The sequence below is a fragment of the Shewanella corallii genome (assembly GCF_023349125.1).
Taxonomy (GTDB): domain Bacteria; phylum Pseudomonadota; class Gammaproteobacteria; order Enterobacterales; family Shewanellaceae; genus Shewanella; species Shewanella corallii.
In genome coordinates this window covers 222,754-246,285 of sequence record NZ_JAKIKT010000008.1, presented here as the reverse complement: position 1 = coordinate 246,285, position 23,532 = coordinate 222,754, and the positions used below count along the sequence as shown (strand labels likewise).

The window sequence follows — 23,532 nt, the reverse complement described above, 5'->3', positions numbered from 1 at the left end:
GTATTAAGGCGCTTTCACCTCAAAGTGAAGCGCCTTTTTAATTTTTACTTCAATCGCAACGAGCGAGAAATCTGATGTTAGAGAAGATCCGCGAAGGTTCACAGGGCGTGATTGCGAAAAGCATTCTTATCCTGGTGATATTGTCTTTTGCATTTGCCGGTGTCAGCAGCTATCTGGGTTCCTCTTCAGAGGTGCCAGCGGCCACTGTTAACGGGCAGGTGATCAGCAGCGTAGAGCTGGAGCAAGCATACCAAAATGAGCGGGCCCGCATGGAGCAGCAACTGGGTGATATGTTTGATGCCCTGGCTGGCGATGAGAGTTATTTAGCTAACCTGAGAGAGTCTGTATTGGACCGTCTGGTTGCTCAGGTACTGGTCGAGCAGGCTGCCAATGAACTGGGATTGCGCGTTTCAGATGCGCAAATCAAGCAAGCTATTGTTTCAGAACCTGCTTTTCAGATGAATGGCAAGTTTGATAATGATAGATATATTGGTTTGCTGGCCCAATTAGGGTATCAGCCGAGTGCATTCCGCGAGATGATGCGTCAGGACCTGACCTCAAACCAGCTGATCTCTACCCTGGTCGGCAGCGAGTTTGTACTGGCTGATGAAGCGCAGCAACTGGCTGAACTACAGGGACAGACCCGTAATATTCAGTACAAGGTGGTTGATGCAGAGCCTTTCACCAAAGATGTGAAAGTGACTGAAGCTCAGGCTAAAGATTTTTATGATGCCAACCAGGCACAGTTTGTCAGCCCAGAGCTTATTAGCCTTGAGTATGTTGAGCTGAATATTGCTGATTTGGCAAAGAATGTTCAGATCAGCGAAGCCGATGCCGAGCAGTACTACAATGAGCACAAGTCTGCTTATCAGACGCCAGAGAAGCGCCTGGCAGCCCATATTCTGATTGCTACCGGGGATGATGAGGCTGATAAAGCCAAGGCTGAAGAACTGCACAAACAGCTGGAAAATGGTGCTGATTTCGCCACCTTGGCCAAAGATAACTCCAGTGATCAATTTAGCGCAGAAAATGGCGGCCAACTGGACTGGTTTGAACCGGGCGTGATGCAGCCTGAGTTTGATGAAGCTCTGTTCTCCATCGCCGATATCGGTGGCATCTCTCCGGTTGTGAAAACTGACTTCGGTTATCACATTATCAAACTTGATGATGTTCAGAAGAGTCAGACCGCTCAATTTGCCGATGTAAAGCAGCAAGTTATCGACCAGCTGAAGGAAGATAAGGCCAAAGACGAGTTTTATCAGTTGGAGCAGACTCTGCGCAACGTGAGTTATGAGATCCCGGATACGCTGGCTGACGCAGCTGAAGAAGTGGGTGCTGAGGTGAAGAAAACCGCCCTGTTCCCTCGTAACAATCCTCCATCAGCTCTTTCCAGTGCTGAAGTGGTAAGAGCTGCATTCTCTGACCCGGTGTTACTGAATGGTGAGAACTCAGACGTCATTGAGCTGGGACCAAACCATGCTGTTGTGGTGCGGGTAGCGGAACACAAAAACGCCGGTGTAGAAGCTTTTGCCGATGTTAAGGCTGACATCGAAGCACGTCTGGTGCAGCAGCAGGCCAATGATATGGCCCGTAACCAAGCTCAGGCTCTGATGACTCAGGTTAAGAATGGTGACACTGTCACCATGGAAACCCGCACGGACCTGGGGCGTTTTGCTCAGGACATGGACCCATCTATCATAAGCAAGGCTTTCCAGATGGTGACTCCGGGTGCAACTCCAACAGTCGACACAGTTGCACTGGGCCAAGGCTACGCAGTGGTTGTGCTGGATAAGGTGAATGCTGCTCAGGGCATCAATGACACTGTGTTGGACGCACTGAAACAGCGTTTGAATTCAGAGTATGCCAATGCTGACTATCTGGCTTTGGTTGCCAACCTGAAGTCCAAGGCGGAAATTGAATATCCTGTTGTGGAAGAAACCACCACAGAACTTCAATAACTGTCTCCAGTAAGAAAAGGCCGGCGTATGCCGGCTTTTTTGTGTCCTGGATTAATTGGTATAAGACATAAAAAAACGCGGCAACGGCCGCGTTTATCTGTAATGCAGGGAGAATTACTCTACGCCTACCATTACGCTGCTTGCCTTGATGATAGCGCAGGCGTTGCCACCAACGGTCAGGCCCAGGCGCTCACAGGAAGCTTTGGTTACTACTGCAGTCAGTTCAACGTTTGGTGCCAGTTCGATGGTCACTTCGTTGTTAACCACACCTTCTTCGATAGCTTTGATGGTACCGGTCAGGGTGTTACGCGCACTGATTTTCATAATTTTGCTCCAGCAAAAAAAGAGTGTAATACGACTATATTACGTTAAGGAAAGCTCCGGTATCCACCGGAACCGAGCGGTGCGATTCTTCCATAAAAAATGCCGCTGTGATAGCGGCATTTCTTAATTTAATTAATTAGTTAGAGTTGAATCACATCAAACTCTACATAAGGGTTCACGTCGGCATCATAGTCAATACCGGCAACCCCGAAACCAAACAGCCTGAGGAACTCCTCTTTGTACTCACGATAGTCAGCCAGTTCACACAGGTTCTCAGTGGTCACCTGAGGCCAAAGATCACGACAATGCTGTTGGATATCGTCACGCAGTTCCCAGTCATCCAGACGCAAACGGTTGTCGCTGTCGACTTCTGCTGCGCTGCCGTCTGTTTTGTATAGGCGCTGGCTGAACATACGATATATCTGCTCCATGCAGCCCTCATGTACACCTTGTTCGCGCATCTTCTTAAAGACCATGGCGATATACAGAGGCATTACCGGAATTGCGGAGCTGGCCTGGGTCACGACACTCTTGAGTACGGCGACGTTGGCGCTGCCGCCTTTGGCAGACAGCTGCTCATCAAGGGCGTGGGCGGCGCGGTCCAGGTCCATTTTGGCCTTACCCAGTGCACCGTGCCAGTAGATAGGCCAGGTGATCTCTGTGCCAATATAGGAGTAAGCCACTGTCTTACAACCATCAGCCAGAACTCCAGCTTCAGATAGCGCCTTGATCCACAGTTCCCAATCCTGTCCACCCATTACGGTCACAGTATCTGCGATCTCCTGCTCTGTAGCAGGCTCAACTGTGGCTTCAATGATGGTGTCTTTGTTGGTATCCACCGCAGTGGCAGTGTAGGCTTCGCCAATTGGCTTTAGTGAAGAGCGGATCACTTCACCTGTATCAGGCAATTTACGTACCGGAGAGGCCAGTGAGTAAACCACCATATCAATCTGACCCAGGTCTTCCTTGATCAGTTCAATAACCTTGTTCTTGGCTTCGTGACTGAAGGCATCACAGTTGATGCTCTTTGAGTACAGACCTTCTGCCTTGGCAAACTTATCGAAAGCGGCAGAGTTGTACCAACCCGCAGTACCAGGCTTGGTTTCGGTACCAGGCTTTTCGAAAAACACGCCTATGGTGGCAGCATCACTGCCGAATGCGGCAGCAATACGTGAAGACAGCCCATAACCACTGGATGAGCCAACAACCAGAACACGCTTGGGACCATTGGCAATCTTGCCCTGGGCTTTGGTGTAGTTAATCTGTTCCAGCACATTGGCTTCACAGCCGATCGGGTGAGTGGTTGTACAAATAAAACCACGAATTTTTGGTTTGATAATCATGTGATAGCTTCTTCCGTCAACATGGGCAATAGGATAATGAGTTCAACCACAAAATGGCACTGCTTTTTGGGAAAAAGCGCCTGCTTGCCCAGTGGTTGGAGCAGTTGCATGTCACTCCGGTGACTGTTTATGCGGGCCGGCGGTTAAGAATTGCCTGCTGCTCTGCCAGTAATCTTTGGGTGTATTCGTGCTGAGGATTGTCGAACAGATCGGCGGTTTTGGCTTTTTCCACGATTTGTCCCTTGTGTAACACCATAATTTTGTCACTCACTTGGCGAATAATACTCAGGTTGTGAGATACAAAGATGTAGGACAATCCCAGCTCACGCTGCAGTTTCAGTAGTAGATTCAGGATCTGGGAGCGTACGCTGAAATCCAAAGCCGTCAGAGCTTCATCGGCGATAATGATTTTGGGGTTCAGCATGAGTGCCCGGGCTACCGCGACCCGCTGCTTTTGCCCCTCAGAAATCATATGAGGGTAAAAATCCGCATGTTCGGGGAGCAGACCGACCTGCTTGAGTTTTTCAAAGACCTTACGCTGACGTTCATGCTTAGTATCATCGGTATTGAATCGTAACGGCTCTTCCAGCAGCTCTCCAATGGTCAGTCTGGGGTTCAGAGAGGTGTTGGGATCCTGGAATATCATGCGGATAAGCTTACATCTTTGCTTAATATCCCGCCTCTCAAGGCTTTCCCCTTCAAACAAAATCGCGCCTTCAGAACGCTTTTCTGCGCCGACCAGAATACGTGCCAGAGTACTCTTACCCGAGCCAGCCTCGCCCACTACTGCCAGGGTTTCACCGGGTTGTAATTCAAACGAGATATCACTCAATGCCTGGGTGTACTGACGTCGCAAACGGCGATAACCACTGAAATACCGCTTGCTCAGGTTGTTAACTTTAAGAAGCGGTGTGGTCATGTTTGTTCTCGTCGTAGCGGATAGGGAAGTGGCAGGCGCAATACCTGTCTTTTTCATGGATCAGCAAAGGCTGTGCAACGCACTGCTTGCGTGCGGAAGGGCACCTCGGGCCAAGACGACAACCTATGGGCAGATGCTGTAGAGCCGGTGCCGAGCCCTGCAAGCTCGGCATAAAGGCTTTATGGGCATGTGGGTTGGCTTCGTTGGGCAGGTATTCAAGCAAAATTCGGGTGTAGGGATGACGTGGGCTGTTGATAAGCTCAGAAGTCACTCCTGACTCCATCACCTGACCCGAATAGAACACGGTCAGTCGGTCACACCAGTGGGTCAGGGTTTCAATTTCATGGCTGATAAGCAAAATAGAGACGCCATGAACCTGATTCAGTTTGGCCAGTAAGCGGAAAATCTGGGCCTGGGTGGAAAGCTCCATCGAGGTTGTCGGCTCATCGGCGATAAGCAGTCTGGGCTTATTGGCAAGAGCAATGGCGATCATCACCTTCTGGCATTCACCCTCAGAGATTTCCCAGGGGTAGGCTTCCATCAGATCATCAGGGTTCTTGATCCCCACTTTATGCAGCCATTGCTCCGCGATCTGACGTTTATATTTTTTCTGTTGCCAGAACTTAAGTTCGGCATTCCTCGGCATAGCTTCAATAATCTGAGAGCCTACGCTGCGCGCCGGGTCGAGACTTCCCGAGGGGTCCTGGAAAATCATCGCGATATCCGACCCCATCAAAGCACGGCGCTCTTTACTGTCGAGCTCAAGCAGGTTTTTGCCATCCCACATCATGCGGTCGACAGTAATAGTCCAGTTATGACCTGGAATCCCCATAATGGCCCGGGCCAACAGGCTACGCCCTGAGCCTGACTCACCCAGCAGACCATGGACCTCACCCGGATTCAGGGTGAGACTGACCTTCTCAAGTGCCTTAACCCGGCCGTGAGGGGTATCCAGTTCTATGCTGAGGTTACGAATATCAAGTAATGGCATATCAGTTTCTAATCGGCGTCAGCGCCGATCTCAATCCATCGCCAACCAGGTTAATGGCCAGCACAGTAAACAAAATTGCAAGTCCCGGCAGGGTGACCAGCCAGGGCGCTATCAGCAGGTTATCGACCCCCTGGGACACCATAGCTCCCCACTCTGGGCTCGGTGCCTGAGCACCCAGTCCCAAAAAGCCCAGGGCTGCAATATCCAGGATGGCGGCTGAAATCGCCAACGTGGTTTGAATAATCACAGTGTCCCACACGTTGGGCATAATCACATACCAGAAAATCTGCAGTGAATTGGCACCATCCAGACGGGCGGCGGTGACATACTCTTTTTGGAGTTCTTCATGAATCGCCTGATGAATCGCCCTGACAAATTGGGGCGTCAACGCCAGACCAACGGCCCAGAAGATATTTTCAAGACCTGGACCGGTTACGGCGACGACCAAAATTGCCATCAGCAGGGATGGAATAGACAGCAAAGCGTCCAGCAGGTGAGACAATACGCTGGATTTCAGGCCACGCGTCATACCTGACAGCGCACCGATGACAAACCCCAACCCCAAGGCCGTGGCTACAATTAACAGCGCCATGCCGAATGTCAGCTGCGCGCCATAGAGCAGGCGGCTGAAAATGTCCCGACCCAGATCATCTGTCCCAAGGAAGTGTTCTACGGTACCCGCTGGATCCCAGGATGGGGGCAGCAGCATGGCTTTAGGGTCCTGCATCTCAGGAGAGTAGGGGGCGATAAGTGGCCCGAACAGGGCGATAATCAACAGAAAAATCACGGCCCAGAACCCCGCCAGCGCAAAGGGGTTGGCTGAAAAAGCCTCCCACAATCGTCGGCTCGGAGACGGAATATGGTCTTCCTGATAAATACTAATTCGTGGCATAAAGTTCTTTCCGGCTCAGAGGGTTGGTGGCCGTGTGTAATACGTCAATCAAAATGCTCATAAAGATAATCAGCAGGGCAACAACCATGATGCCACTCTGAATCACTGTATAGTCTCTTTGGTAAATCCCCTGTACCAGCCAGGCTCCGACACCCGGCCATGAGAAAATCACCTCAACCACTATGGCGTAGCTGGTAAAGGCACCCAGCATTAACCCCATACTCTTCAATACCGGAATAAGAGCGTTTGGCAGTGCGTGGCGAAGTACAATCATGGCGGTACTCAAGCCCCTGGCTTCCGCTGCTCTGACATAGGTTTGGGTCATCACATTGGCCATGGCTGCACGGGTGATACGTACGACCACAGTAAAGGGGAACACCGCTAACGTGGTAGCCGGCAAAATGATATGCAATACCGCGTCTTTGAACGCTGACATACTGTAGGGAGTATCCGCAATCAGGGTGTCTATCAGTACGAAGCCAGTCACCCTTGGGATTTCATAAAGCAGGTTAAGCTGACCTGAGATGGGCAGCCAGCCAAGTTTTACACCAAACCAGAGTGACAGGGACAGGCCAAGCCAAAACACGGGGATCGAATAGCCGGTCAGCGTCAGCGCCATGATCACATTCTGCGTGGCTTTACTGTTACTCAGGGCGGCCAGCACACCAATAGGGATACCCAATGCCAGTGCCATCAGCGAGGTCACAATAATTAACTCGAATGAGGCGGGCAGCACATCAACAAGCTCTCCGGCAACACTTTGTTGGGAAGTCATGGAGATACCCATATTACCGCCCAATCTTTGTTGCAGAAAAGCGACGTATTGACTGAAGCCTGAGCCATCCAACGCATAGGCTTTGATGGTCTGCTGTTGCTGTTCCTGAGTAGGTTGTTCTACACCGGTCAGCGCAACGCCCAGGTCGACAGGAAACATACGGGTGGCAAGAAAAAGCACCAGCATAAGTACGGCGGATGTTGCCAGGAACAGATTTAGTCGTCGCAGTAGATATTTGGCCATTAGTTGGCGGTCTCCGCAATCTTAATGGTTAAATCGGCGAAGGCGATGCCGCCAAAAGGAGATACAGGAAGTTGCATCACATTGTCCCGCTTCAGGGTCTGCTTTTGCGCATGGGCCAGGCTCACCAAAGGCATCTGACTTTTCATTATGCCTTCAGCCTCCTGATACAGGGTGGCACGCTCAAGTTTTGACGTGTTCTGTCTGGCTTGACTGATAATTTCCTCAAACTCCGTATTGCACCAGCGGGATCTGTTGGTACCACTGGCGATGGAGCCACAACTGAGCAAAGGCGTAAAGAAGTTATCCGGGTCACTGTTGTCGGCGTTCCAGCCAATCAGCACTGTGTCATAGTCGCTTTGATTCAGCTTCTGGGTAAAGACACTCCAACCGTAACTGACAATATTGACCTTGACCCCTATGTTGGCCAGATCAGACTGTATAAGCTCGGCGGTTTTGAGGGAGTTTGGATTGTAACTGCGGCCAACCGGCATTGCCCAGATGTCCAACTCCAGGTTTTTGATACCGGCCTGCTCAAGTAACTTCATCGCTTGCTTGGGGTCATATTCCTGCGCTTTAAGACTGTCATTGTACGCCCAGGAGGAGGGCGGCAGTATGCCTCGTGCTTCGACGCCGGTATCCCGATAGACAGCTCTGAGGATGTTTTGCTTGTCGATGGCCATAGCCAGAGCCTGTCGTACATCTACATTATCGAAGGGGGGCTTTTGGGTGTTGAATGACCAGTAGGCGACATTCATCGCCGGATCAGACTGCACCTGCAGTGTCTCATGCAGTTCAATGACAGGAAGCTCTCCGGCTTTGGGCAGGGCGGATACACTGCAGTCGCCGGTAATCAACTTAACCAGACGGGTGCCACTTTTAGGGGTAATATCAAACACCAGCATTTCCAGCTGAGGCGATTTGCCCCAGAACTCAGGGTGACGGTGATAGCGAATATGATCGTTCTTGACGTATTCGGTCATGCTGAAAGGGCCTGTACCAATAGGGTACTGGTCAATCAACTCAGGACGTCCTGCCAATAGCAATTGATCCCCATACTCTTTAGACAACACCACTGCAAACGCACTGGAGAGGTTTGACAGGAATGACGCATCAGGATCGTGAAGGGTAAAAGCCACCTCATAATCGCTGATTTTATCTATGGATGTGATTTGCGAAGCAAAACCAATACTGTCGAAGAATGGATAACCGGTTTTGGATATAGCGTGGAACGGATGCTTGTCATCTACAATCCGCTGAAAGCTGAAAATCACATCGTCGGCATTGAAGGTACGTGACGGTGTGAAGCGTTCAGAGTTGTGAAACTGAACTCCCTGCCTGAGAGTGAAGTTATAAACCAGTCCATCTTCGGAAATATGCCAGTTGGTGGCCAAAGCCGGGACGATAGCACCCTTGTCGGCAGCATAGTCTACCAATCTGCTGTAGATTTGGTTTGAAGTGGCGTCCAGTGTGGTACCGGAGGTGGAAAGCTGGGGGTTAAATGACTCAGGATTACCCTCTGAGCAATATACCAAACCGGCAGGAACCTGTTCCGGGGTACATCCGGTGGCCAGTGCCGTCAGGCAAAGCGCTGTGATGGCATGACGCCACCTGGGGGTCGGCAGTCTCATTAATTCATCAGTTTTTAAAGGTTTGAGTTGCCATTTTAGCAGTCAGGGTTCAGCTCGGGCAATGCCGCAAGTGTTCCCTGACAAGACTAAAGCTGATTTATATCAACTATCCCTTCTCCAGAAGGTTGTACTTTTTCAAAATACCTCTGAGTTGGTGATAGCTAAGCCCCAGCATATCGGCGGTTTTCTTCTGGTTAAACTGGGCTGCTGCAAGCGCCTGATTCAGCAATTTGATCTCAGCATTTTCACAGTGAGATTTAAAATCGATGGGGAAACACACTGACTCAGTGGTTTGAGGTTCGCTTTGAGCTTCAACCGTTTCAGTCTCTTCCTGATTGGACTGCTTGTCTCCTGATACCCTGCGTTCCAGGGTTTTAACCCGTTTCTTGGGGCGGTAAGGTGAGTCAAAGGGGTCCAGAACAATCTCTTCAATGGGCTCATCACTGCCTGCATTACGGTAGACCGAACGCTCAATGACGTTTTTCAGCTCACGGATATTGCCCGGCCACTGATAATCCAACAGCAACTCTTTGGCCTGTTTGCCGAAGCCCTGGAAGTATTCGAGTTTTAATTGCCTCGCCATGCCGATAGCGAAATACTCTGCAAGCTCCATGATATCTTCACGTCGGTTACGCAGTGGTGGCAGAGTAATCACATCAAATGCCAGTCGATCCAACAGGTCTGCCCTGAACTCTCCCGCCTCGGCTAAAGAGGGGAGATCCTCGTTGGCAGCACAGATAAGCCTTACGTCTGTGCGTATGGTTTTACTGCCACCCACACGCTCAAACTCACCATATTCAATCACCCTCAGCAGTTTTTCCTGCACCAGTCCTGAGGTATTTGCGAGTTCATCGAGAAACAGGCTGCCGCCATCTGCTCGCTCGAACCGTCCCTCGTGACGATTCTTGGCTCCGGTAAAGGCGCCAGTTTCGTGACCGAACAATTCACTTTCCAACAAGCTTTCCGATAAAGAGGAGCAATTGAGCTTAATAAACTGCTGATCCCAGCGGCTGGAAAGGTAATGTAGGCGTTCTGCAATCAGCTCTTTACCGGTACCCCGCTCGCCAATAATCAAGACAGGTTTGGTCAGGGGAGCAATTTGTGATACATGTTCAAGCACTTCCAGCAATGCGTTGGATTGGCCGACGAGATTATCTTGTTTGAATTTATTGGGCACTTTGGGCTTGGTCTAAGACGCTAATAATTGGTGAAAATCATAATAGGGTGACTGAGCAGCAAAATAAAGGTTTGTGTGAAAAAAGTGTTAAGCCTATGAATTTGATTGAAAATTAAAAGTTGGCACGGTCTGTGTATTATCTTGGTCGTGAGTAACAACAATTGAGGACAGAATTATGGGTATTTTCTCTCGTTTTGCAGACATCATTAATTCCAACATCAGCGCTCTGCTGGATAAAGCGGAAGATCCTGAGAAAATGGTGCGCCTGATTATTCAGGAAATGGAAGACACTCTGGTAGAAGTGCGTTCAACCTCAGCTAAGGTGCTGGCAGAAAAGAAAGACTTGCTGCGTCGTATCGAACGCATGGAAGGCCAGGTACAGGATTGGCAGGATAAAGCGGAACTGGCGCTGACCAAAGACCGCGAAGACCTGGCTAAAGCAGCACTGGTTGAAAAACAAAATGCAGCTCAAACCGTCGATACGCTTAAAAAAGAGCTGGAAGTGGTGGAAGAGCAAATTACACGACTGAAAGAAGAGGTCACTCTGCTTCAGGAAAAGCTGGCTGACGCCAAAGCCAGACAGAAGACCATCATTATGCGTAAGCAGACAGCGTCTTCACGTCTTGAGGTGAAAAAGCGTCTCGATTCAACCAAAATTGATGATGCCATGCTCAAGTTTGAACAGTATGAGCGTCGCGTTGAAGGCCTGGAAGCTCAGGTAGAGTCTTACGAGCTGGGGAAAAAAGGCGCCAAAGGTAACCTGGCAGACGAGTTTGCCGCCCTGGAAGCTGAGGATTCGATCAATGACGAATTGGCAGCCCTGAAGGCAAAAGTTGACGCCAAAAAGAAAAAATCAGCCAAGTAATCAAGAATTTTCGGAGGTGAGTTATGGATATGGATCTGCTGATAGCCCCGATTATTCTGTTCATGATAATCGTGGCCCCTATCTGGTTGGTTCTTCATTATCGCAGCAAGCGACAGGTGAGCCAGGGACTCACTGAGGAAGAATTTGAACAGCTGAATAACCTGGTTCATCAGGCAGAAAAGATGAATCAACGCATAGAAACCCTGGAGTCCATCCTGGACTCCGAAAGCCCGGAATGGAGGACACGTCATGACCAATCGTGAATCGAGAACTCTTTACCGGGACCCGAAAGCAGGCAAAGTTGCAGGTGTATGCGCAGGGATTGCAGAGTACTTTAATCTGGAAACCTGGTTGGTTCGGGTGGTAGCGGTATCAATCTTTCTGCTGGGCGGTTCTGGAGTCATACTGATTATCTATATCGCGCTTTGGATGATCCTAGATATCAAACCCCAAAGTCCTCAATCGGGATCAGACTTTGGCGATATCGGAATCAAGAAGAAAGTTTGGCAGGCAGGTGAACCCGCCAAACAGGCTCTCAGAGACCTTAGTGCCCAGTTTAATTCGCTGGAACAAAGATTGCGTAAGATGGAACACCATGTCACTTCAGATCAATATGATTTGAAAAGACAAATCAACAATCTTTAATATGAAAAATCAAACAGGGCGGGATTCACCGCCCTGTTTTTTTCTATTACCTTTAATCAAGTTCAATCACTCTTCGAAGTTAACTCAATGGCGAAAATCCGCAATGCATTCGAGTCTTTATCAAGACAATCCAAACAACTGGTGAAACGGGGCGCAGACAGGCATCTGAGATTGGCTGTCACAGGTTTGTCCGGTGCCGGGAAAACAGCATTTATCACAGGTTTGGTTCATCAGCTCACCTCTGAGCAGGTAGGTAAACACTTACCTCTGTGGCAGGTTTGTCGCAGTGACAGATTGGTGGGAGTTCGTCGTGAGATGCAGCCGGATCTGGATATTGCCAGCTTTGATTTGCAGGGGGCATTGAACTCACTGGAAGCTACGCCACCCCTGTGGCCAGCTTCGACCCGTAATATCAGTGAACTGAGGTTGGCGATACGCTACCGGCCTGTACAGGGATTACTGGGCAAAATGACCGACTCGGCGACCCTGTACCTGGATATTATTGACTACCCGGGTGAGTGGTTACTTGATCTGCCCATGTTGAAACTGGACTTCGGAACCTGGTGCCGTCAGCAAAGCCTGAGGGCGGGAGTGTTGGCGTCGTCTCCTGAATACCCGGCGTTTCTTAAGGCGTTGAAGTCTATCGACCTGGAAGCTGAAGCCAATGAGCAGCAACTCAGAGAGGTCGCCGAACTGTATCGGGCACTGCTGTTGGATCTTGTGATGAACCAGGGCTTTTATCAGGCGCAGCCGGGGCGCATGTTGTTACCGGGAGATCTTGAAGGTACGCCATTGCTGACATTTTTCCCCATTTTGAGCAGCGACGTCAGCCAATTTGAAAGGCTGGAGCAATCAGCCAAATCCAGCGCGTATCAGGTGTTGAAACTAAGGTATCAGGAGTATGTCAGTAAGGTAGTTAAACCTTTCTACCGTCATCACTTTGCTCATTTTGATCGACAGTTGGTGCTGGTGGACTGTCTTACGGCGTTGAATCGTGGTCGGGCTCAATTTGATGATATGACAGCAGCCCTGAGTTCAGTGCTGGACAGCTTTCAGTTTGGGAAATCCAATCTGCTGCGTCGTTTGTTTGCCCCGCGTATTGACAAGTTGCTGATTGCCGCCAGTAAGGCGGACCATGTGACCATGGATCAGCAGTCCAATCTTTTACATTTGCTGGGTGATGTACTTAAACAAAGCCGCCATGCTGCCCATTTTGATGGTTGTCAGGTGGAAACCATGGCGATAAGCGCTATCAGGGCGACTACGTCTGGTAGCGTGTCAGAGCAGGGAGAAATGCGACAGGTTATTCAGGGACATGCCCTGGAAAGCGGAGACTTGTTGACCCTGTTCCCGGGGGAGGTGCCACGCTATCTGCCCAAACCAGACTACTGGGAGAGCAGAGGATTTGAATTTACCGCTTTCCGACCTGCAAATAAGCCAGAGTCCGGAATGCAACACCTCAGGCTGGATCACCTGCTTGAGTATATGCTCGGAGATAAAATGCGATGAGTGAAGATAAACAGAACTCTCCGTCGTCATTCAAACCCAGACAAGTGTTCGACAGTTCAGCCACTGAGATCAACTCACCTGAAAAGGATACCTTATTGCCTGCGCGTGAGTATCGGGCGGAGCTGCTTGAGCCGGAAGAGGCTACGGAGCAACTGACGGAGGAGTCCGCTCAAAGACTTTCCGCAGAGCCTATACCAGGACGTCCCCGGATTTCCGGATTGGGTAAGTTACTGCTGGCCTCATTGGGTCTGTTGTTGGGTGTTGAAATGGTTTTGACACTTGAAGCAGCCTGGAATAATTCTCCCTGGCTGTTCTCCCTCTATGCAGGTGTTGGTGGTATCGCAACAGCTTGGTTGGGCAGAGGATTGTGGCGGGAGTACAGACTGCTTCGCCGTTTGAAACTGAGTGAGCAAAACCGGCTGGCGGCAGAGCGATTGTCTCAATCAATGCAGCAGGGAGAAACTGAAAGGTTTATCGAGCAGGTGTGTGCCCACTTACCTGCTTCAACCGAACTTGAACGATTTTATCAGTCCAGACGGGAAGATCAGAATGACGCCGAGCAGTTGCTGCTGTTTGATGAGCTGGTGCTGTCACCTGTGGATAAACGGGCGAGGGCGGTAGTACGTAAATATGCTGGTGAGTCTGCACTTCTGCTGGCAGCCAGTCCGCTCGCGGTGCTGGATATGGCTCTTATCATGTGGCGAAATCAGAAAATGATCCGGGAAGTGGCCGCTTGCTATGGTATTGAGCTGGGCTATTGGAGCAGAGTCAAACTGGTTAAGGGCATTATCAGCAATATCCTCTATGCCGGTGCCACTGAGGTGGCGTTGGATTTGGGCAGCCAACTGCTGTCTATGGAAGTGACGGGTAAACTGTCCGCACGTTTGGCCCAGGGGTTGGGGGGCGGATTGCTGACGGCACGCCTTGGGTATCAGGCCATGGCTTTATGTCGTCCTCTCACCTTCAATGAAGCCAGTCGTCCCAGATTGGGGCAGATGCACAGAGAATTGCTGAGCGAACTAAAGAGCTTTTCTGCAAGTGTTCTGAACAGTGAAAAGCCTAAAGAAAGTGCCGGTCGTAACAAATGATTTACAATTCATGTGGGTGAGATTTGCCCTCCTCAGTGTCGCCGTCTTTTTAACCTGAGTATGTTTATGGCAGGTGCCGAACAAAGACCTCAAATAAAACATTGGCGCACCGGGGAGTAAGCATGAAGGAATCAAGCAAGTGGCAACTACCGACCCTGAGTATTCATGGTGGCCACGAAAGGGATGCCAGTGGCGCTTTGGTGTCGCCACTGCATCAATCGGCAACATTTGCATTTGAAAACGCTCAACAGGGCGGTGCCAGATTTGCCGGAGAAGAACCGGGGTTTATTTACACCCGATTGGGAAACCCAACCGTAGCAGAACTTGAGCGCAGAATGGCTATGCTCGAGGGGGCAGAAGCAGCTGCAGCAACAGGCTCAGGTATGGGCGCTGTGGCGTCAGCACTGCTTTCACGTCTGTCCAGAGGCGACCATCTGGTGGCTTCCAATGCGGTCTATGGCTGCACCTTTTCTTTATTGACCGAGATGTTCACCCGCTTTGGCATCGAAGTGACCCTGGTGGATTTCGATGATATCCATGCGGTGGAAGCGGCAGTCAATCAACAGACAAAAGTGATTTTTTGTGAGACCCCGGTAAATCCCCATCTGGCTGTCTATGATCTTTCTGCCATCGCTGGTGTTGCCAAAAGACACGATCTTTTCAGTATCGTCGATAACACCTTTATGACCCCTTTGCTGCAACAGCCGCTGACCTTTGGCATAGATATGGTGATTCACAGTGCGACCAAGTATCTCAATGGTCACGGTGACGTCGTAGCCGGTATTGTATGTGGCAAAGCTGAAGATATTGAAAAGGTGAAGTTTGAGGTAATCAAAGATCTGGGGGCTGTGATGTCACCCAATGATGCCTGGTTGATACTCAGAGGGTTAAAGACGCTGGATGTCAGGGTGCAAAGACACTGTGACAATGCCGAGAAGGTCGCTCGTATGCTAGCGGGTCATCATAAGGTCAGTCAGGTGTATTATCCGGGCTTGCCTCAGCACCCGGGCTATCCCTTGATGGGGAAACAGATGCGGCGTGGCGGCGGTGTTATTGCTTTTGAACTGGATGTGGATTATCAGCAGACGATTGAGTTTGTGAACACACTTGATCTGTTCACTATTGCGGTAAGCCTGGGGGATGCTGAATCTCTTATCCAGCATCCGGCTTCCATGACCCATTCTCCCTACACCCCGGAAGCCAGAGCGGAAGCCGGTATTGGCGACAGCTTGTTGCGGATATCTGTAGGGCTGGAGTCGGTAGAAGACTTACTGGAAGATCTGAATCAGGCGCTGTCCAGATTATAATTTGGCCCCAGCAGCCGATTAAAAAGCCCCGCGTTGCGGGGCTTTGTTGTTTATTGGTGCTGCAATGTCCGATTAGATGCCCCAGAACAGATGAGCAATCGCATACAGGACCAGCATACTGATGATATTGATGACCAGGCCTGCTCGCATCATCTCTGATTGCTTGATAAAGCCAGAGCCATAAACAATAGCATTGGGAGGTGTGGCTACCGGCAGCATAAAGGCGCAGGAAGCAGCAATACCAATCAGGACTGACAGCATGACAGGAGACAACCCAAGAGCTTCAGCGATTGCGGCAAACACGGGAACCAGCAGGGCGGCACTGGCGGTGTTGCTGGCAAATTCAGTCAGCATTACGACAAAGAAGATAACCACAAACACAAACAGTGCCATATGGGTGTTACCAAAGATGTCCGTCACCATATGCGCCAGGAATACTGAGGTGCCAGTTGCCTTGAGTATGGCGCTCAGGGTCAGGCCGCCGCCGAAGAGAATAAGCACGCCCCAGTCAGTGGTCTTCTCAATCTTTTTCCATTCCACCAGGCCCAGGCCCGCCAGCAATACTACGGCACTTAAGGCCACTATGGTGTCAAACTGAGGAATGCCGCCCAATGCTTTGGACAGAGGTTTGGAGAATATCCAGCACAGTACGGTTGAAATAAAGATGGCCAGAGTCAGTTTGCCACTCAAGGTCAGCTTGGCTTTCTCCTCAGTGACTTCGCACACAACTGAAAGGTCTGGTTTGAAGTAGAAATACAGGGCAATCAACATGGCTGGCAGCAAAATGGCCACTGTGGTCAAACCGAAAGAGAGCCAGTCTGCGAAGCTCAGCCCGGCCTGCGCCGCTGCAATAGCGTTTGGTGGACTGCCCACCAGAGTACCAATACCGCCAATGTTGGCTGAATAGGCGATACCCAACAGCATAAACAGATAAGTCTTGTGATGGGTGTTGGCATCCAGTTGTCTCAGGATCCCCAATGCCAGCGGCAGCATCATAGCGGTAGTCGCGGTGTTACTGATCCACATGGATAAACCTGCGGTTACACCAAACATCAAAATACATGCGGTGGATAGCTTTCCTTTTGACGCCTGCAGCACTTTTTGAGCGATCAGTTTATCAATGCCCTGGGCGTTAAGGGCTGCGGCCAACACAAAACCACCAAAGAAGAGGTAAATGATGGGGTTGGCGAAGTTACTCATGGCCGCTTTGGTTTCAAACACCCCAAAGAGAACTGCCAGAATGGGCACCAGAATTGCGGTAACACTGATATGAATCGCCTCTGTCAGCCAGAGGATTGCAGCGAACACCAGAATCGACAGGCCGATATTGACCCCAGGCTCGAACGGCAGCAGATATTGCAGTGCGAACAGCAGCAGTATATCTGCAACCAGAATAATCATGTTGCGCTTTTGCATTCCGTTGTCCTGTGGCGGCTGAGGAGCCGTCTCCCCACTGGTTGGCATAGACATGGTGACTTCCCTTGTAATTTTTATAAGAGCTGTAATGTAGGGGAAATTGATGAGGTGGAAAAGTGGCCGATTGTGATCCGGTATTTACAGAATAATGACAGAACTGATGTGAACGACATCTTAAGTCGTTAGAAATTGTGAGGTTTGCGGCAATGTGATGTTGATTTAATTACAACAATTCATTTGAGCTCGCTTGAGGCGGGAGTAAAAACTGAACAGCTGAAAATAAATTAGCAGTGAAAAACTGTGACGCAGATCTTTGTTGTCGCTTTTGCGTTGGTGATGCGCGTCACGTATTGGCGCATTTCAAAAACCTGAACTAAGGTTTGTTTTGATTCAATCGCCAGGGAGTATCGGCATCCACTTATCAAGGAGTGATTATGAAACTCACCAAAACACTGTGCCTGTTAACCGCTTTACTTCTGCCCGTAACTGCTGCCGTTCAGGCCAAAGAGCCCAGCGAACTGAAGAGCAAGTCGGTATCGCAAGGATACGCCATGCGCATCCAACTGAACACTGCATCTGTCACACAATTGCAAGCGTTGAAAGGGGTGGGTGAAGCCAAGGCGAGGGCGATCATTGATTACCGTGAGGCTCATGGTGGTTTTAAATCAGTAGATGAGCTGACTAAAGTCAAAGGTATTGGAGACAAGATCCTGAAGGACAACAAAGGGCTGATTAGCCTGTAGCTTGATCTGAAAATACTCAAAAGCCTGCTTGATGCAGGCTTTTTGTTTATCCAGTAAACAGTCAGACCCGCTATCGCCGATATTTAAGGAATTTTCCTTGATCACTCAAGGCGGTTAAGTAATAATGCCGCCGTTGTCAGCGAGCTGACAAATTCTGTGGTGGCCCCAGGGTCCCCCCGCAATGATAACCTGTGAACTCGGCCAGGCCCGGAAGGGAGCAACCGCAGCAGGCGACTCGTGTGCCGGGGTGTGGCTCTGGGGCCATCTCCATTTCTAAGCCCCGCAAAAAGGCTTACTTCTCGATTTCCCAAGTGCTCCTCTTTAAGTATCAAGCTCTGTTATCGTAATTTGGCTTTTAAAGCAGGTGGGCTAAGGCTAATTATCCAAAGATTTGATTAGCGGCTAAAAACAGCTGACAGTGTCTTTGGGTCAGTGCCATGGGATCTTTGCTGTATCCACCACCAATCACGGCAGCAACAGGGATATTATGCTCCCGGGCGGCCGACAGAATGATGCTGTCCCTTTTGTACAAGCCCTCTGTGGATACCGAAAGATAGCCGAGATCATCATCCTGGTGTATGTCGACACCGGCATCGTAGAGCACCAAATCCGGCTGGCACAGCCTGATGAGGTAAGTCGATACTGATTCGACTGTCGCCAGGTACTCGCTGTCATCGCATCTGTCAGCAAATTCAATATCATGATCAGAGAGCTGTTTGCGGGCCGGGAAGTTACGACCGGCATGGAATGAACAGGTAATAATATCATCGTAGCGCTGGCCCATTGCTGCTGTGCCATCTCCCTGATGTACATCGCAATCAAGGATCAGCACTTTATTGGCTCTGCCTGAGTCGATGGCACTGCGCGCTGCTAGAATAAGGTCGTTGAACACACAAAAACCACTGCCAAACTCTGTGTGAGCGTGGTGATAGCCGCCACTCAGATGCAGAGCTGCACCATATTCAAGTGCCTGCATAGCGGCCAGTTGTGTACCGGCCACTGCGTGTCGGGTTCGCTCCAGCAGTTGTTCACTCCATGGAAAGCCGATACGTCTCATTACCCTGGGATCAAGCTGGTTATTGAAAAAGCCGTGAACATAATCCGGGTGATGGATAAACCCAAGTTGCTGTTCATTCACTGGCGTGGGACTGACAAACTGTGAGGGTATGGCATGACCATTGGCCATAAGCCAGTCTCTTAAGTGTTGGTATTTGGAGACGGGAAATCTGTGATTGGGAGGTAACGCCAGCTGGGAGTAGCTGGCGTGATACACGAGTGGGATCATTAAAGCTGTTTGATTGCCCAGCTCATAAACTGTTTGCGGGTCTGCTCATCAGCCTGCAACCACCAGTACTGCAGCATCTGCTCGGCGTGGGCTGCGCTGTTGGGATTGGCAGCAGGAGCGGATTGAGGAGCCTGAGTCGGGTTCACGACCTGTTGCTGAGTAACAGTTTGTGGCATAGCAGCAACCTGAGCCACTGGCTGCTGAGTTGCCACGGCGGCAGTTGCGGTCGCTGCTGCGGCTGCCTGAGTCACGTTGACGCCAGAGTTATCACCCAGCAGGCGGGAGATAAAGTTGCTCTCCTCCAGATCTGTATATTCAACGCTGTATGCGACTTTACCGCCATCATCAGCAATCAGCTCAATCTTTGGTGCTTTGGCGAATTTTTCCGGATATTTCACAACATCACTACCGGCAGGCTTGAGCTTATACTCACCATCCTCAGTCGCGACCATAGTCACAATGAAAGGGGCGGACTTGATAAAGCTTTGGCTGTCGCTGAAATCATCCTCTACCAATTCATGATAGCGAATCGCAATTTTGTGCTCGCCAGCCGGGAGATGCAGATCGGCTTTGTGGTTAAACAGGCTGGATTCTATGGTCTGTCCATCCATCGCCAGATATTCAAAGCTCATGGGAATAGACAGGTTGCCAGCCAAAGCCGATGCGGGGCCAAACAGGGCCAGCAGCGCGGTCACAGGCAGTAACGATTTCATTGTTGCTCCTTTAACGGTTGTAATCTTTAAAAGGCCGTTCCAGCAATTGGATGCGATCTTCGATATAGCTGATTGCCTGGCGACATTTCCCCAGGCGGCGATGCATGGCCAGTATTTCGTGCTGAAGATTGATTTTGTCAGTATTGGGACAATTATCAAGAGCCATATTGAGTTGCGCAATTTTTTGCTCAATTCGTTTGGCCCAGTTCAAATGTTTGTTCAGTTCATCATAGAGTTGATGGCTGTTTTGCATTACAGATGAGGCAATCCAGTCAAACCCTGAAGTTTGGTGACGATTAGCCTGTTGCTTCATATAACGGGCACGTTTACTGTCACGGGTTTGGTTGGCATCTTTGATATTGACATCTGTGGTTGCCAGCGCCCGTTTCAGTGCGGCGAATCTGTCCTGAATACGTTCACAGCTGAGGCGAATAAGATCTGCACTCAGCCCCAGTTGCAGTTGTTTTTCCAGGTTGCCAATCAGTTTGCCAAGTTGCGGAATGCAGGGGCCCAGGCGTCCCCCCGTTTGATGAAACAACTCATGGTTGAATCGCTCGACATCCTTAAGCAGTTTGCTGTCCTTTTCCGGTAGATTCTGATCGTGGCGCAACACTTCCTGCTCCAGGCTGCGAAGCTGAGTGCGCAAACGACGAATAAGGTCTTGGTGTTTCAAAACCAGGCTCTCCAGGCAAGGTTGGCAGCGATAAGAATCACTATGGTAATAAACAGCGGACGAATAAAGGGTAATCCGAACTTAATGGCAAAGCGGGCACCGATAAAGGCACCGAACATCATGCAGACGCCCATGGCCAGCCCCAACTGAATATTTACCAGTCCCAGCGCCAGGAAGATAGTGAGAGAGGTCACATTGCTGACAAAGGTCATTGCGCGCGCAAGGCCAATGCTGTGCAGCACAGGCAATTGGTACAGGCGGGTCGAGGAGACAGTCCAAAACGCGCCTATTCCCGGGCCGGCGAAACCGTCGTAAAAGCCAAGGGGCAAACCGTGAAGCCACTGGGTTTTGGATGCCGGGGCAACTTTGGGGGGCTTACACTTATCACATCCCATGGCTTTGGGGTTCAGCAGGGTATAGAGCGCGATGATAATGATGATCAGCGGCAACAGCTTATCCAGCACACTGTTGTCGACCACAGAAACGATAAAGGTACCGGCAACCGCTCCCAGAAAACAGGCTATACCTGCGTTATACCAGAATGCGGGTTTAAAGAAGTGTTTTCTGTAATAGGTCCAGGCCGACATGCAGGAGCTGAAACTGGAGGCCAGTTTATTGGTACCCAATGTCATATGTGGAGGCAAGCCCAGAGTCAGCAAAGCCGGGATTGAAAGTAAGCCACCCCCTCCGACCACGGCATCGATAAATCCTGCAATAAACCCGACAGCAGCCAGAATGGCCAAACTGCCGGGATCGGCTAACAGTTCCAAGCTAATCCTTTATACCTGCTGGTATTATTCAATGACCCGTCGATAGGGAGGCAGAGCATCGAGAAGAGATGCGCCATAACGTTTGCTGATCAGGCGGCGATCCAGAATGGTGATACGACCATAGTCCTGCTCTTTTCTCAACAATCTACCACAGCTTTGGATCAGTTTCCGTGAAGCATCGGGAATTGTGAGCTGTAAAAAGGGGTTACCGCCCTTCAGCTTAATATATTCAGCATGAGCCTGCTCAACAGGTGAGGTAGGCACCGCAAACGGCAACTTGGTGACAATCAGGTTGGTCAGGTAGTCGCCGGGCAGGTCGAGACCTTCGGAGAAACTGCCTGTACCAAAGATAATTGATGATTCTCCATCGTCACAGCGCTGTTTATGTTTTTCCAGCAGCTGTTGTCTTGGCGCTGTTCCCTGTATCAACAAAGGTTGTTTAAGTTTGCCTTCGACCAGCTCGACCACTTTTTCCATCTGCCAGTAGGATGCAAACAGCACCAGCGTCGAGGTTTCATCCTCGGTCAACTTAAGAATGTGTTCAGCCAGCTCTGCCGTGTATTTATCGTCCGTTGGCTCGGTTCGCATTTTGGGCAGAAACAGGGTGGCATTATTTTCAAAGTCGAAAGGGGACTGAAGTGCCAGGTAGCGACTGCCGTCATTGAGAGACAAGCCAACCTGATGGGCAAAGTGTTCAAATCGGTTCAATGCCCTCAGGGTCGCACTGCACAGCACTACGCCAGCGGCTTTTTCCCACAGCATGGACTCCAGCATAAAGCCCACCTCGATAGGTGATGCACACCAGAGGTAATCCACCTGCTTGCCACCGGTGAGTTGCTCAACCCAGCGAGCCAGAGGAGCCCCTTTGCTGTTATCCTCACGGGCAACCATCTTCCAAAGCTTGGACAGGTTTTCCAAACGCTGGAGCATAAATCCGCACTCTGTCATCAAGGCATCGGCCTGGTGTTTTGGCAGTTCGCCATCTTTAATCGCTTCGGTCAAAACCGATTGCATCTTGTTGAACTGCTTCAGCGCCAGGTTGGAGCTGGTGGCCAGGTTTTCTGTCAGGGGTTTGATTGCGTCCGGCAGTTTACCGTGCTCGAACCGCATTCTGCCTTCACCATTGGCAAATTTACTGGCCTGGGTATCGCAGAAGTTGGCCATCTGATTAAGTTGGGTGGTCAGATCGGCGGCATAGTCCTGCAGCATTTGCACCGGCGAGATGATATGGGTAGTCTTAAGCTGATTTTGCAGCTTGGCACTCAGCTTTATCATCTTCTCCAGCCAATCGGTAGCACCACGCAGGGTTGCCTGGCCACTGGAGAAGTCTCTGGCGACAACCGGCAGGTGGTGTGCTTCGTCGATGACGTAGTACATATCTTCCGGGTCGGGCAGGATAACACCTCCCCCCAGTTCCAGATCGGCAAACAGCAGACTGTGGTTGGCAATCAGCACATCCCAGCTATCGATATCTTCCCGGGCTTTATGAAATGGGCAGTGTCTGTGGCTGGCATTCTGTCGATGGCAGCTGTGCTTGTCACAGGCGATCTGTTGCCACAGGTGATCCGGGATAGGTGTTTTGAGCGTGTCCAGTTCACCATTCCAGCGTCCTTCATGATAGTCCTTGAGCAAGGTTTGCAGCATGTCGACCTGGCTTTGATCCGGTTTGGTTTGCCACATCGCCATCTGCATGCCGTTATCACCGCCGATCAGCATCTCCAGTTTTGCCAGACAGACATAACGCTGACGTCCTTTTACCAGACCAAACTTAAAGTCGAGTTCAGAGTGTTGCAGGAAAAAAGGCAGATCTTTGTGCAGCAACTGCTCCTGCAGCGCCACTGTGGCGGTGGCAATACATACTTTCTTCTTGCTGGCCAACGCCAGAGGGATGGTACCGAGAATGTATGACAGGGATTTACCGATACCTGTTCCGGCTTCCACTACTATGATGCGTCTGTGCTTGTCGTACTCCCCGGCCAGGGTTTTGGAAATCTCTGCCACCATATAGTTCTGTTCCCGTCGGGAGCGGAAGTTGGGCAGTGCGGCCGAAATGGCTTTATAGATGGTACGGATCTGGGTTTTGACTTTGTCAGACAGCATGCAGGTACAGGGTGGTGGAAAATGCTGTATAGAATAACAGTAAACTTGGTTGGCGGGAATCCACAGTGCAACAATCCGGGGCAGACAAGGAGTCAAATTTCCTGCTAGGTTACAGGCTGATACACCTTGCTGAGTGATTTACTTTTTATGCTCAGCATAATCTTCTGT

Annotated in this window: 22 protein-coding genes and 1 other RNA gene; 9 read left to right on the top strand and 14 right to left on the bottom strand. The window is 50.3% G+C overall.

The genetic code is table 11. The features are described from left to right. The first annotated feature begins 74 nt into the window (after nucleotides 1-74). Nucleotides 75-1,958, top strand: coding sequence for a SurA N-terminal domain-containing protein (locus tag L2725_RS18870; RefSeq protein WP_249250370.1), 1,884 nt, complete (start codon nucleotides 75-77; stop codon nucleotides 1,956-1,958). A gap of 114 nt (nucleotides 1,959-2,072) precedes the next feature. On the opposite strand, the gene L2725_RS18865 is transcribed toward L2725_RS18870, so the two are convergent. The 8 genes from L2725_RS18865 to pspF all read right to left on the bottom strand — a co-directional run bounded on the left by L2725_RS18865 (nucleotide 2,073) and on the right by pspF (nucleotide 10,250). Beyond that, nucleotides 2,073-2,282, bottom strand: coding sequence for a TOBE domain-containing protein (locus tag L2725_RS18865; protein ID WP_115135604.1), 210 nt, complete (start codon nucleotides 2,280-2,282; stop codon nucleotides 2,073-2,075). A 140-nt stretch (nucleotides 2,283-2,422) separates the two neighbouring features. Next, nucleotides 2,423-3,625 carry an enoyl-ACP reductase FabV gene (gene fabV / locus L2725_RS18860; RefSeq protein ID WP_248934883.1) on the bottom strand — a complete coding sequence of 401 codons (1,203 nt, stop codon included), beginning with the start codon at nucleotides 3,623-3,625 and terminating at the stop codon, nucleotides 2,423-2,425. A gap of 127 nt (nucleotides 3,626-3,752) precedes the next feature. Beyond that, a complete protein-coding gene (locus L2725_RS18855) occupies nucleotides 3,753-4,544 on the bottom strand; it encodes a peptide ABC transporter ATP-binding protein (protein ID WP_115135602.1) in 792 nt (263 codons plus the stop codon). Further along, entirely contained in the window at nucleotides 4,525-5,535 is a 1,011-nt protein-coding gene (locus L2725_RS18850; RefSeq protein WP_249250368.1) for an oligopeptide/dipeptide ABC transporter ATP-binding protein, read from the bottom strand. The genes L2725_RS18855 and L2725_RS18850 overlap by 20 nt, the downstream gene beginning before the upstream one ends. Nucleotide 5,536: 1 nt before the next feature. Beyond that, nucleotides 5,537-6,427, bottom strand: coding sequence for an ABC transporter permease subunit (locus L2725_RS18845; RefSeq protein ID WP_115135600.1), 891 nt, complete (start codon nucleotides 6,425-6,427; stop codon nucleotides 5,537-5,539). Then, a complete protein-coding gene (locus L2725_RS18840; protein WP_248934881.1) occupies nucleotides 6,414-7,445 on the bottom strand; it encodes an ABC transporter permease in 1,032 nt (343 codons plus the stop codon). The genes L2725_RS18845 and L2725_RS18840 overlap by 14 nt, the downstream gene beginning before the upstream one ends. Continuing rightward, complete coding sequence (locus L2725_RS18835) at nucleotides 7,445-9,073, bottom strand: ABC transporter substrate-binding protein (protein ID WP_249250366.1); 1,629 nt, start codon at nucleotides 9,071-9,073, stop codon at nucleotides 7,445-7,447. Before L2725_RS18835 ends, L2725_RS18840 begins: the two co-directional genes overlap by 1 nt. 106 nt (nucleotides 9,074-9,179) lie before the next feature. Continuing rightward, nucleotides 9,180-10,250 (bottom strand): phage shock protein operon transcriptional activator, encoded by a 1,071-nt coding sequence (gene pspF, locus L2725_RS18830; RefSeq protein WP_249250365.1) that lies wholly within the window; start codon nucleotides 10,248-10,250, stop codon nucleotides 9,180-9,182. 175 nt (nucleotides 10,251-10,425) lie between these two features. Here pspF and pspA point away from each other — a divergent pair, with 175 nt between their 5' ends. The 6 genes from pspA to L2725_RS18800 all read left to right on the top strand — a co-directional run bounded on the left by pspA (nucleotide 10,426) and on the right by L2725_RS18800 (nucleotide 15,664). Continuing rightward, a complete protein-coding gene (gene pspA / locus L2725_RS18825) occupies nucleotides 10,426-11,115 on the top strand; it encodes a phage shock protein PspA (protein WP_115135596.1) in 690 nt (229 codons plus the stop codon). 23 nt (nucleotides 11,116-11,138) lie between these two features. Further along, nucleotides 11,139-11,378, top strand: coding sequence for an envelope stress response membrane protein PspB (gene pspB, locus L2725_RS18820; protein WP_115135595.1), 240 nt, complete (start codon nucleotides 11,139-11,141; stop codon nucleotides 11,376-11,378). Continuing rightward, a complete protein-coding gene (gene pspC, locus L2725_RS18815) occupies nucleotides 11,365-11,760 on the top strand; it encodes an envelope stress response membrane protein PspC (RefSeq protein WP_115135594.1) in 396 nt (131 codons plus the stop codon). Before pspB ends, pspC begins: the two co-directional genes overlap by 14 nt. 87 nt (nucleotides 11,761-11,847) lie before the next feature. Then, a complete protein-coding gene (locus L2725_RS18810) occupies nucleotides 11,848-13,269 on the top strand; it encodes a YcjX family GTP-binding protein (RefSeq protein WP_249250363.1) in 1,422 nt (473 codons plus the stop codon). Further along, entirely contained in the window at nucleotides 13,266-14,357 is a 1,092-nt protein-coding gene (locus L2725_RS18805) for a TIGR01620 family protein (RefSeq protein ID WP_249250361.1), read from the top strand. The genes L2725_RS18810 and L2725_RS18805 overlap by 4 nt, the downstream gene beginning before the upstream one ends. A 122-nt stretch (nucleotides 14,358-14,479) precedes the next feature. Next, nucleotides 14,480-15,664 carry a trans-sulfuration enzyme family protein gene (locus L2725_RS18800; protein WP_249250359.1) on the top strand — a complete coding sequence of 395 codons (1,185 nt, stop codon included), beginning with the start codon at nucleotides 14,480-14,482 and terminating at the stop codon, nucleotides 15,662-15,664. A 72-nt stretch (nucleotides 15,665-15,736) separates the two neighbouring features. Here L2725_RS18800 and L2725_RS18795 read toward each other — a convergent pair whose 3' ends face one another. After that, nucleotides 15,737-17,128, bottom strand: coding sequence for a DASS family sodium-coupled anion symporter (locus L2725_RS18795; protein ID WP_380711703.1), 1,392 nt, complete (start codon nucleotides 17,126-17,128; stop codon nucleotides 15,737-15,739). Between the two features lie 386 nt (nucleotides 17,129-17,514). Between L2725_RS18795 and L2725_RS18790 the strand changes: the two genes are divergently transcribed. Both L2725_RS18790 and ffs read left to right on the top strand, forming a co-directional pair. Beyond that, a complete protein-coding gene (locus tag L2725_RS18790) occupies nucleotides 17,515-17,823 on the top strand; it encodes a ComEA family DNA-binding protein (protein WP_115135589.1) in 309 nt (102 codons plus the stop codon). Nucleotides 17,824-17,988: 165 nt separating this feature from the next. Beyond that, an RNA gene (gene ffs, locus L2725_RS18785) (signal recognition particle sRNA small type) lies at nucleotides 17,989-18,085 on the top strand. Nucleotides 18,086-18,202: 117 nt separating this feature from the next. Here the strand turns inward: ffs and L2725_RS18780 are convergent. The 5 genes from L2725_RS18780 to dinG are packed head-to-tail and all read right to left on the bottom strand — an operon-like array spanning nucleotide 18,203 to nucleotide 23,364. Then, nucleotides 18,203-19,108: a histone deacetylase family protein gene (locus L2725_RS18780; protein WP_249250357.1), complete on the bottom strand. Its 906-nt coding sequence runs from the start codon at nucleotides 19,106-19,108 to the stop codon at nucleotides 18,203-18,205. After that, nucleotides 19,108-19,821 carry a DUF2057 domain-containing protein gene (locus tag L2725_RS18775; RefSeq protein WP_249250356.1) on the bottom strand — a complete coding sequence of 238 codons (714 nt, stop codon included), beginning with the start codon at nucleotides 19,819-19,821 and terminating at the stop codon, nucleotides 19,108-19,110. The genes L2725_RS18780 and L2725_RS18775 overlap by 1 nt, the downstream gene beginning before the upstream one ends. A 10-nt stretch (nucleotides 19,822-19,831) precedes the next feature. After that, entirely contained in the window at nucleotides 19,832-20,494 is a 663-nt protein-coding gene (locus L2725_RS18770; protein ID WP_115135586.1) for a primosomal replication protein, read from the bottom strand. Continuing rightward, entirely contained in the window at nucleotides 20,491-21,264 is a 774-nt protein-coding gene (locus L2725_RS18765; protein ID WP_249250355.1) for a sulfite exporter TauE/SafE family protein, read from the bottom strand. The genes L2725_RS18770 and L2725_RS18765 overlap by 4 nt, the downstream gene beginning before the upstream one ends. A gap of 24 nt (nucleotides 21,265-21,288) precedes the next feature. Continuing rightward, the gene (gene dinG, locus L2725_RS18760; RefSeq protein ID WP_249250354.1) at nucleotides 21,289-23,364 is read right to left on the bottom strand and encodes an ATP-dependent DNA helicase DinG; all 2,076 of its coding nucleotides are present in this window, start codon (nucleotides 23,362-23,364) and stop codon (nucleotides 21,289-21,291) included. Nucleotides 23,365-23,532 lie beyond the last annotated feature (168 nt).

What these genes read in the sequence shown, in the direction of transcription:
- L2725_RS18795 (WP_380711703.1), bottom strand. Translation starts at nt 17,128, where the DNA reads ATGCCAACCAGTGGGGAGACGGCTCCTCAGCCGCCACAGGACAACGGA.
- dinG (WP_249250354.1), bottom strand. Translation starts at nt 23,364, where the DNA reads ATGCTGTCTGACAAAGTCAAAACCCAGATCCGTACCATCTATAAAGCC.
- L2725_RS18800 (WP_249250359.1), top strand. Translation starts at nt 14,480, where the DNA reads ATGAAGGAATCAAGCAAGTGGCAACTACCGACCCTGAGTATTCATGGT.
- L2725_RS18870 (WP_249250370.1), top strand. Translation starts at nt 75, where the DNA reads ATGTTAGAGAAGATCCGCGAAGGTTCACAGGGCGTGATTGCGAAAAGC.
- pspB (WP_115135595.1), top strand. Translation starts at nt 11,139, where the DNA reads ATGGATATGGATCTGCTGATAGCCCCGATTATTCTGTTCATGATAATC.
- pspC (WP_115135594.1), top strand. Translation starts at nt 11,365, where the DNA reads ATGACCAATCGTGAATCGAGAACTCTTTACCGGGACCCGAAAGCAGGC.
- L2725_RS18775 (WP_249250356.1), bottom strand. Translation starts at nt 19,821, where the DNA reads ATGAAATCGTTACTGCCTGTGACCGCGCTGCTGGCCCTGTTTGGCCCC.
- L2725_RS18780 (WP_249250357.1), bottom strand. Translation starts at nt 19,108, where the DNA reads ATGATCCCACTCGTGTATCACGCCAGCTACTCCCAGCTGGCGTTACCT.
- L2725_RS18855 (WP_115135602.1), bottom strand. Translation starts at nt 4,544, where the DNA reads ATGACCACACCGCTTCTTAAAGTTAACAACCTGAGCAAGCGGTATTTC.
- L2725_RS18850 (WP_249250368.1), bottom strand. Translation starts at nt 5,535, where the DNA reads ATGCCATTACTTGATATTCGTAACCTCAGCATAGAACTGGATACCCCT.
- L2725_RS18840 (WP_248934881.1), bottom strand. Translation starts at nt 7,445, where the DNA reads ATGGCCAAATATCTACTGCGACGACTAAATCTGTTCCTGGCAACATCC.
- L2725_RS18790 (WP_115135589.1), top strand. Translation starts at nt 17,515, where the DNA reads ATGAAACTCACCAAAACACTGTGCCTGTTAACCGCTTTACTTCTGCCC.
- pspA (WP_115135596.1), top strand. Translation starts at nt 10,426, where the DNA reads ATGGGTATTTTCTCTCGTTTTGCAGACATCATTAATTCCAACATCAGC.
- L2725_RS18835 (WP_249250366.1), bottom strand. Translation starts at nt 9,073, where the DNA reads ATGAGACTGCCGACCCCCAGGTGGCGTCATGCCATCACAGCGCTTTGC.
- L2725_RS18810 (WP_249250363.1), top strand. Translation starts at nt 11,848, where the DNA reads ATGGCGAAAATCCGCAATGCATTCGAGTCTTTATCAAGACAATCCAAA.
- L2725_RS18805 (WP_249250361.1), top strand. Translation starts at nt 13,266, where the DNA reads ATGAGTGAAGATAAACAGAACTCTCCGTCGTCATTCAAACCCAGACAA.
- L2725_RS18845 (WP_115135600.1), bottom strand. Translation starts at nt 6,427, where the DNA reads ATGCCACGAATTAGTATTTATCAGGAAGACCATATTCCGTCTCCGAGC.
- fabV (WP_248934883.1), bottom strand. Translation starts at nt 3,625, where the DNA reads ATGATTATCAAACCAAAAATTCGTGGTTTTATTTGTACAACCACTCAC.
- L2725_RS18865 (WP_115135604.1), bottom strand. Translation starts at nt 2,282, where the DNA reads ATGAAAATCAGTGCGCGTAACACCCTGACCGGTACCATCAAAGCTATC.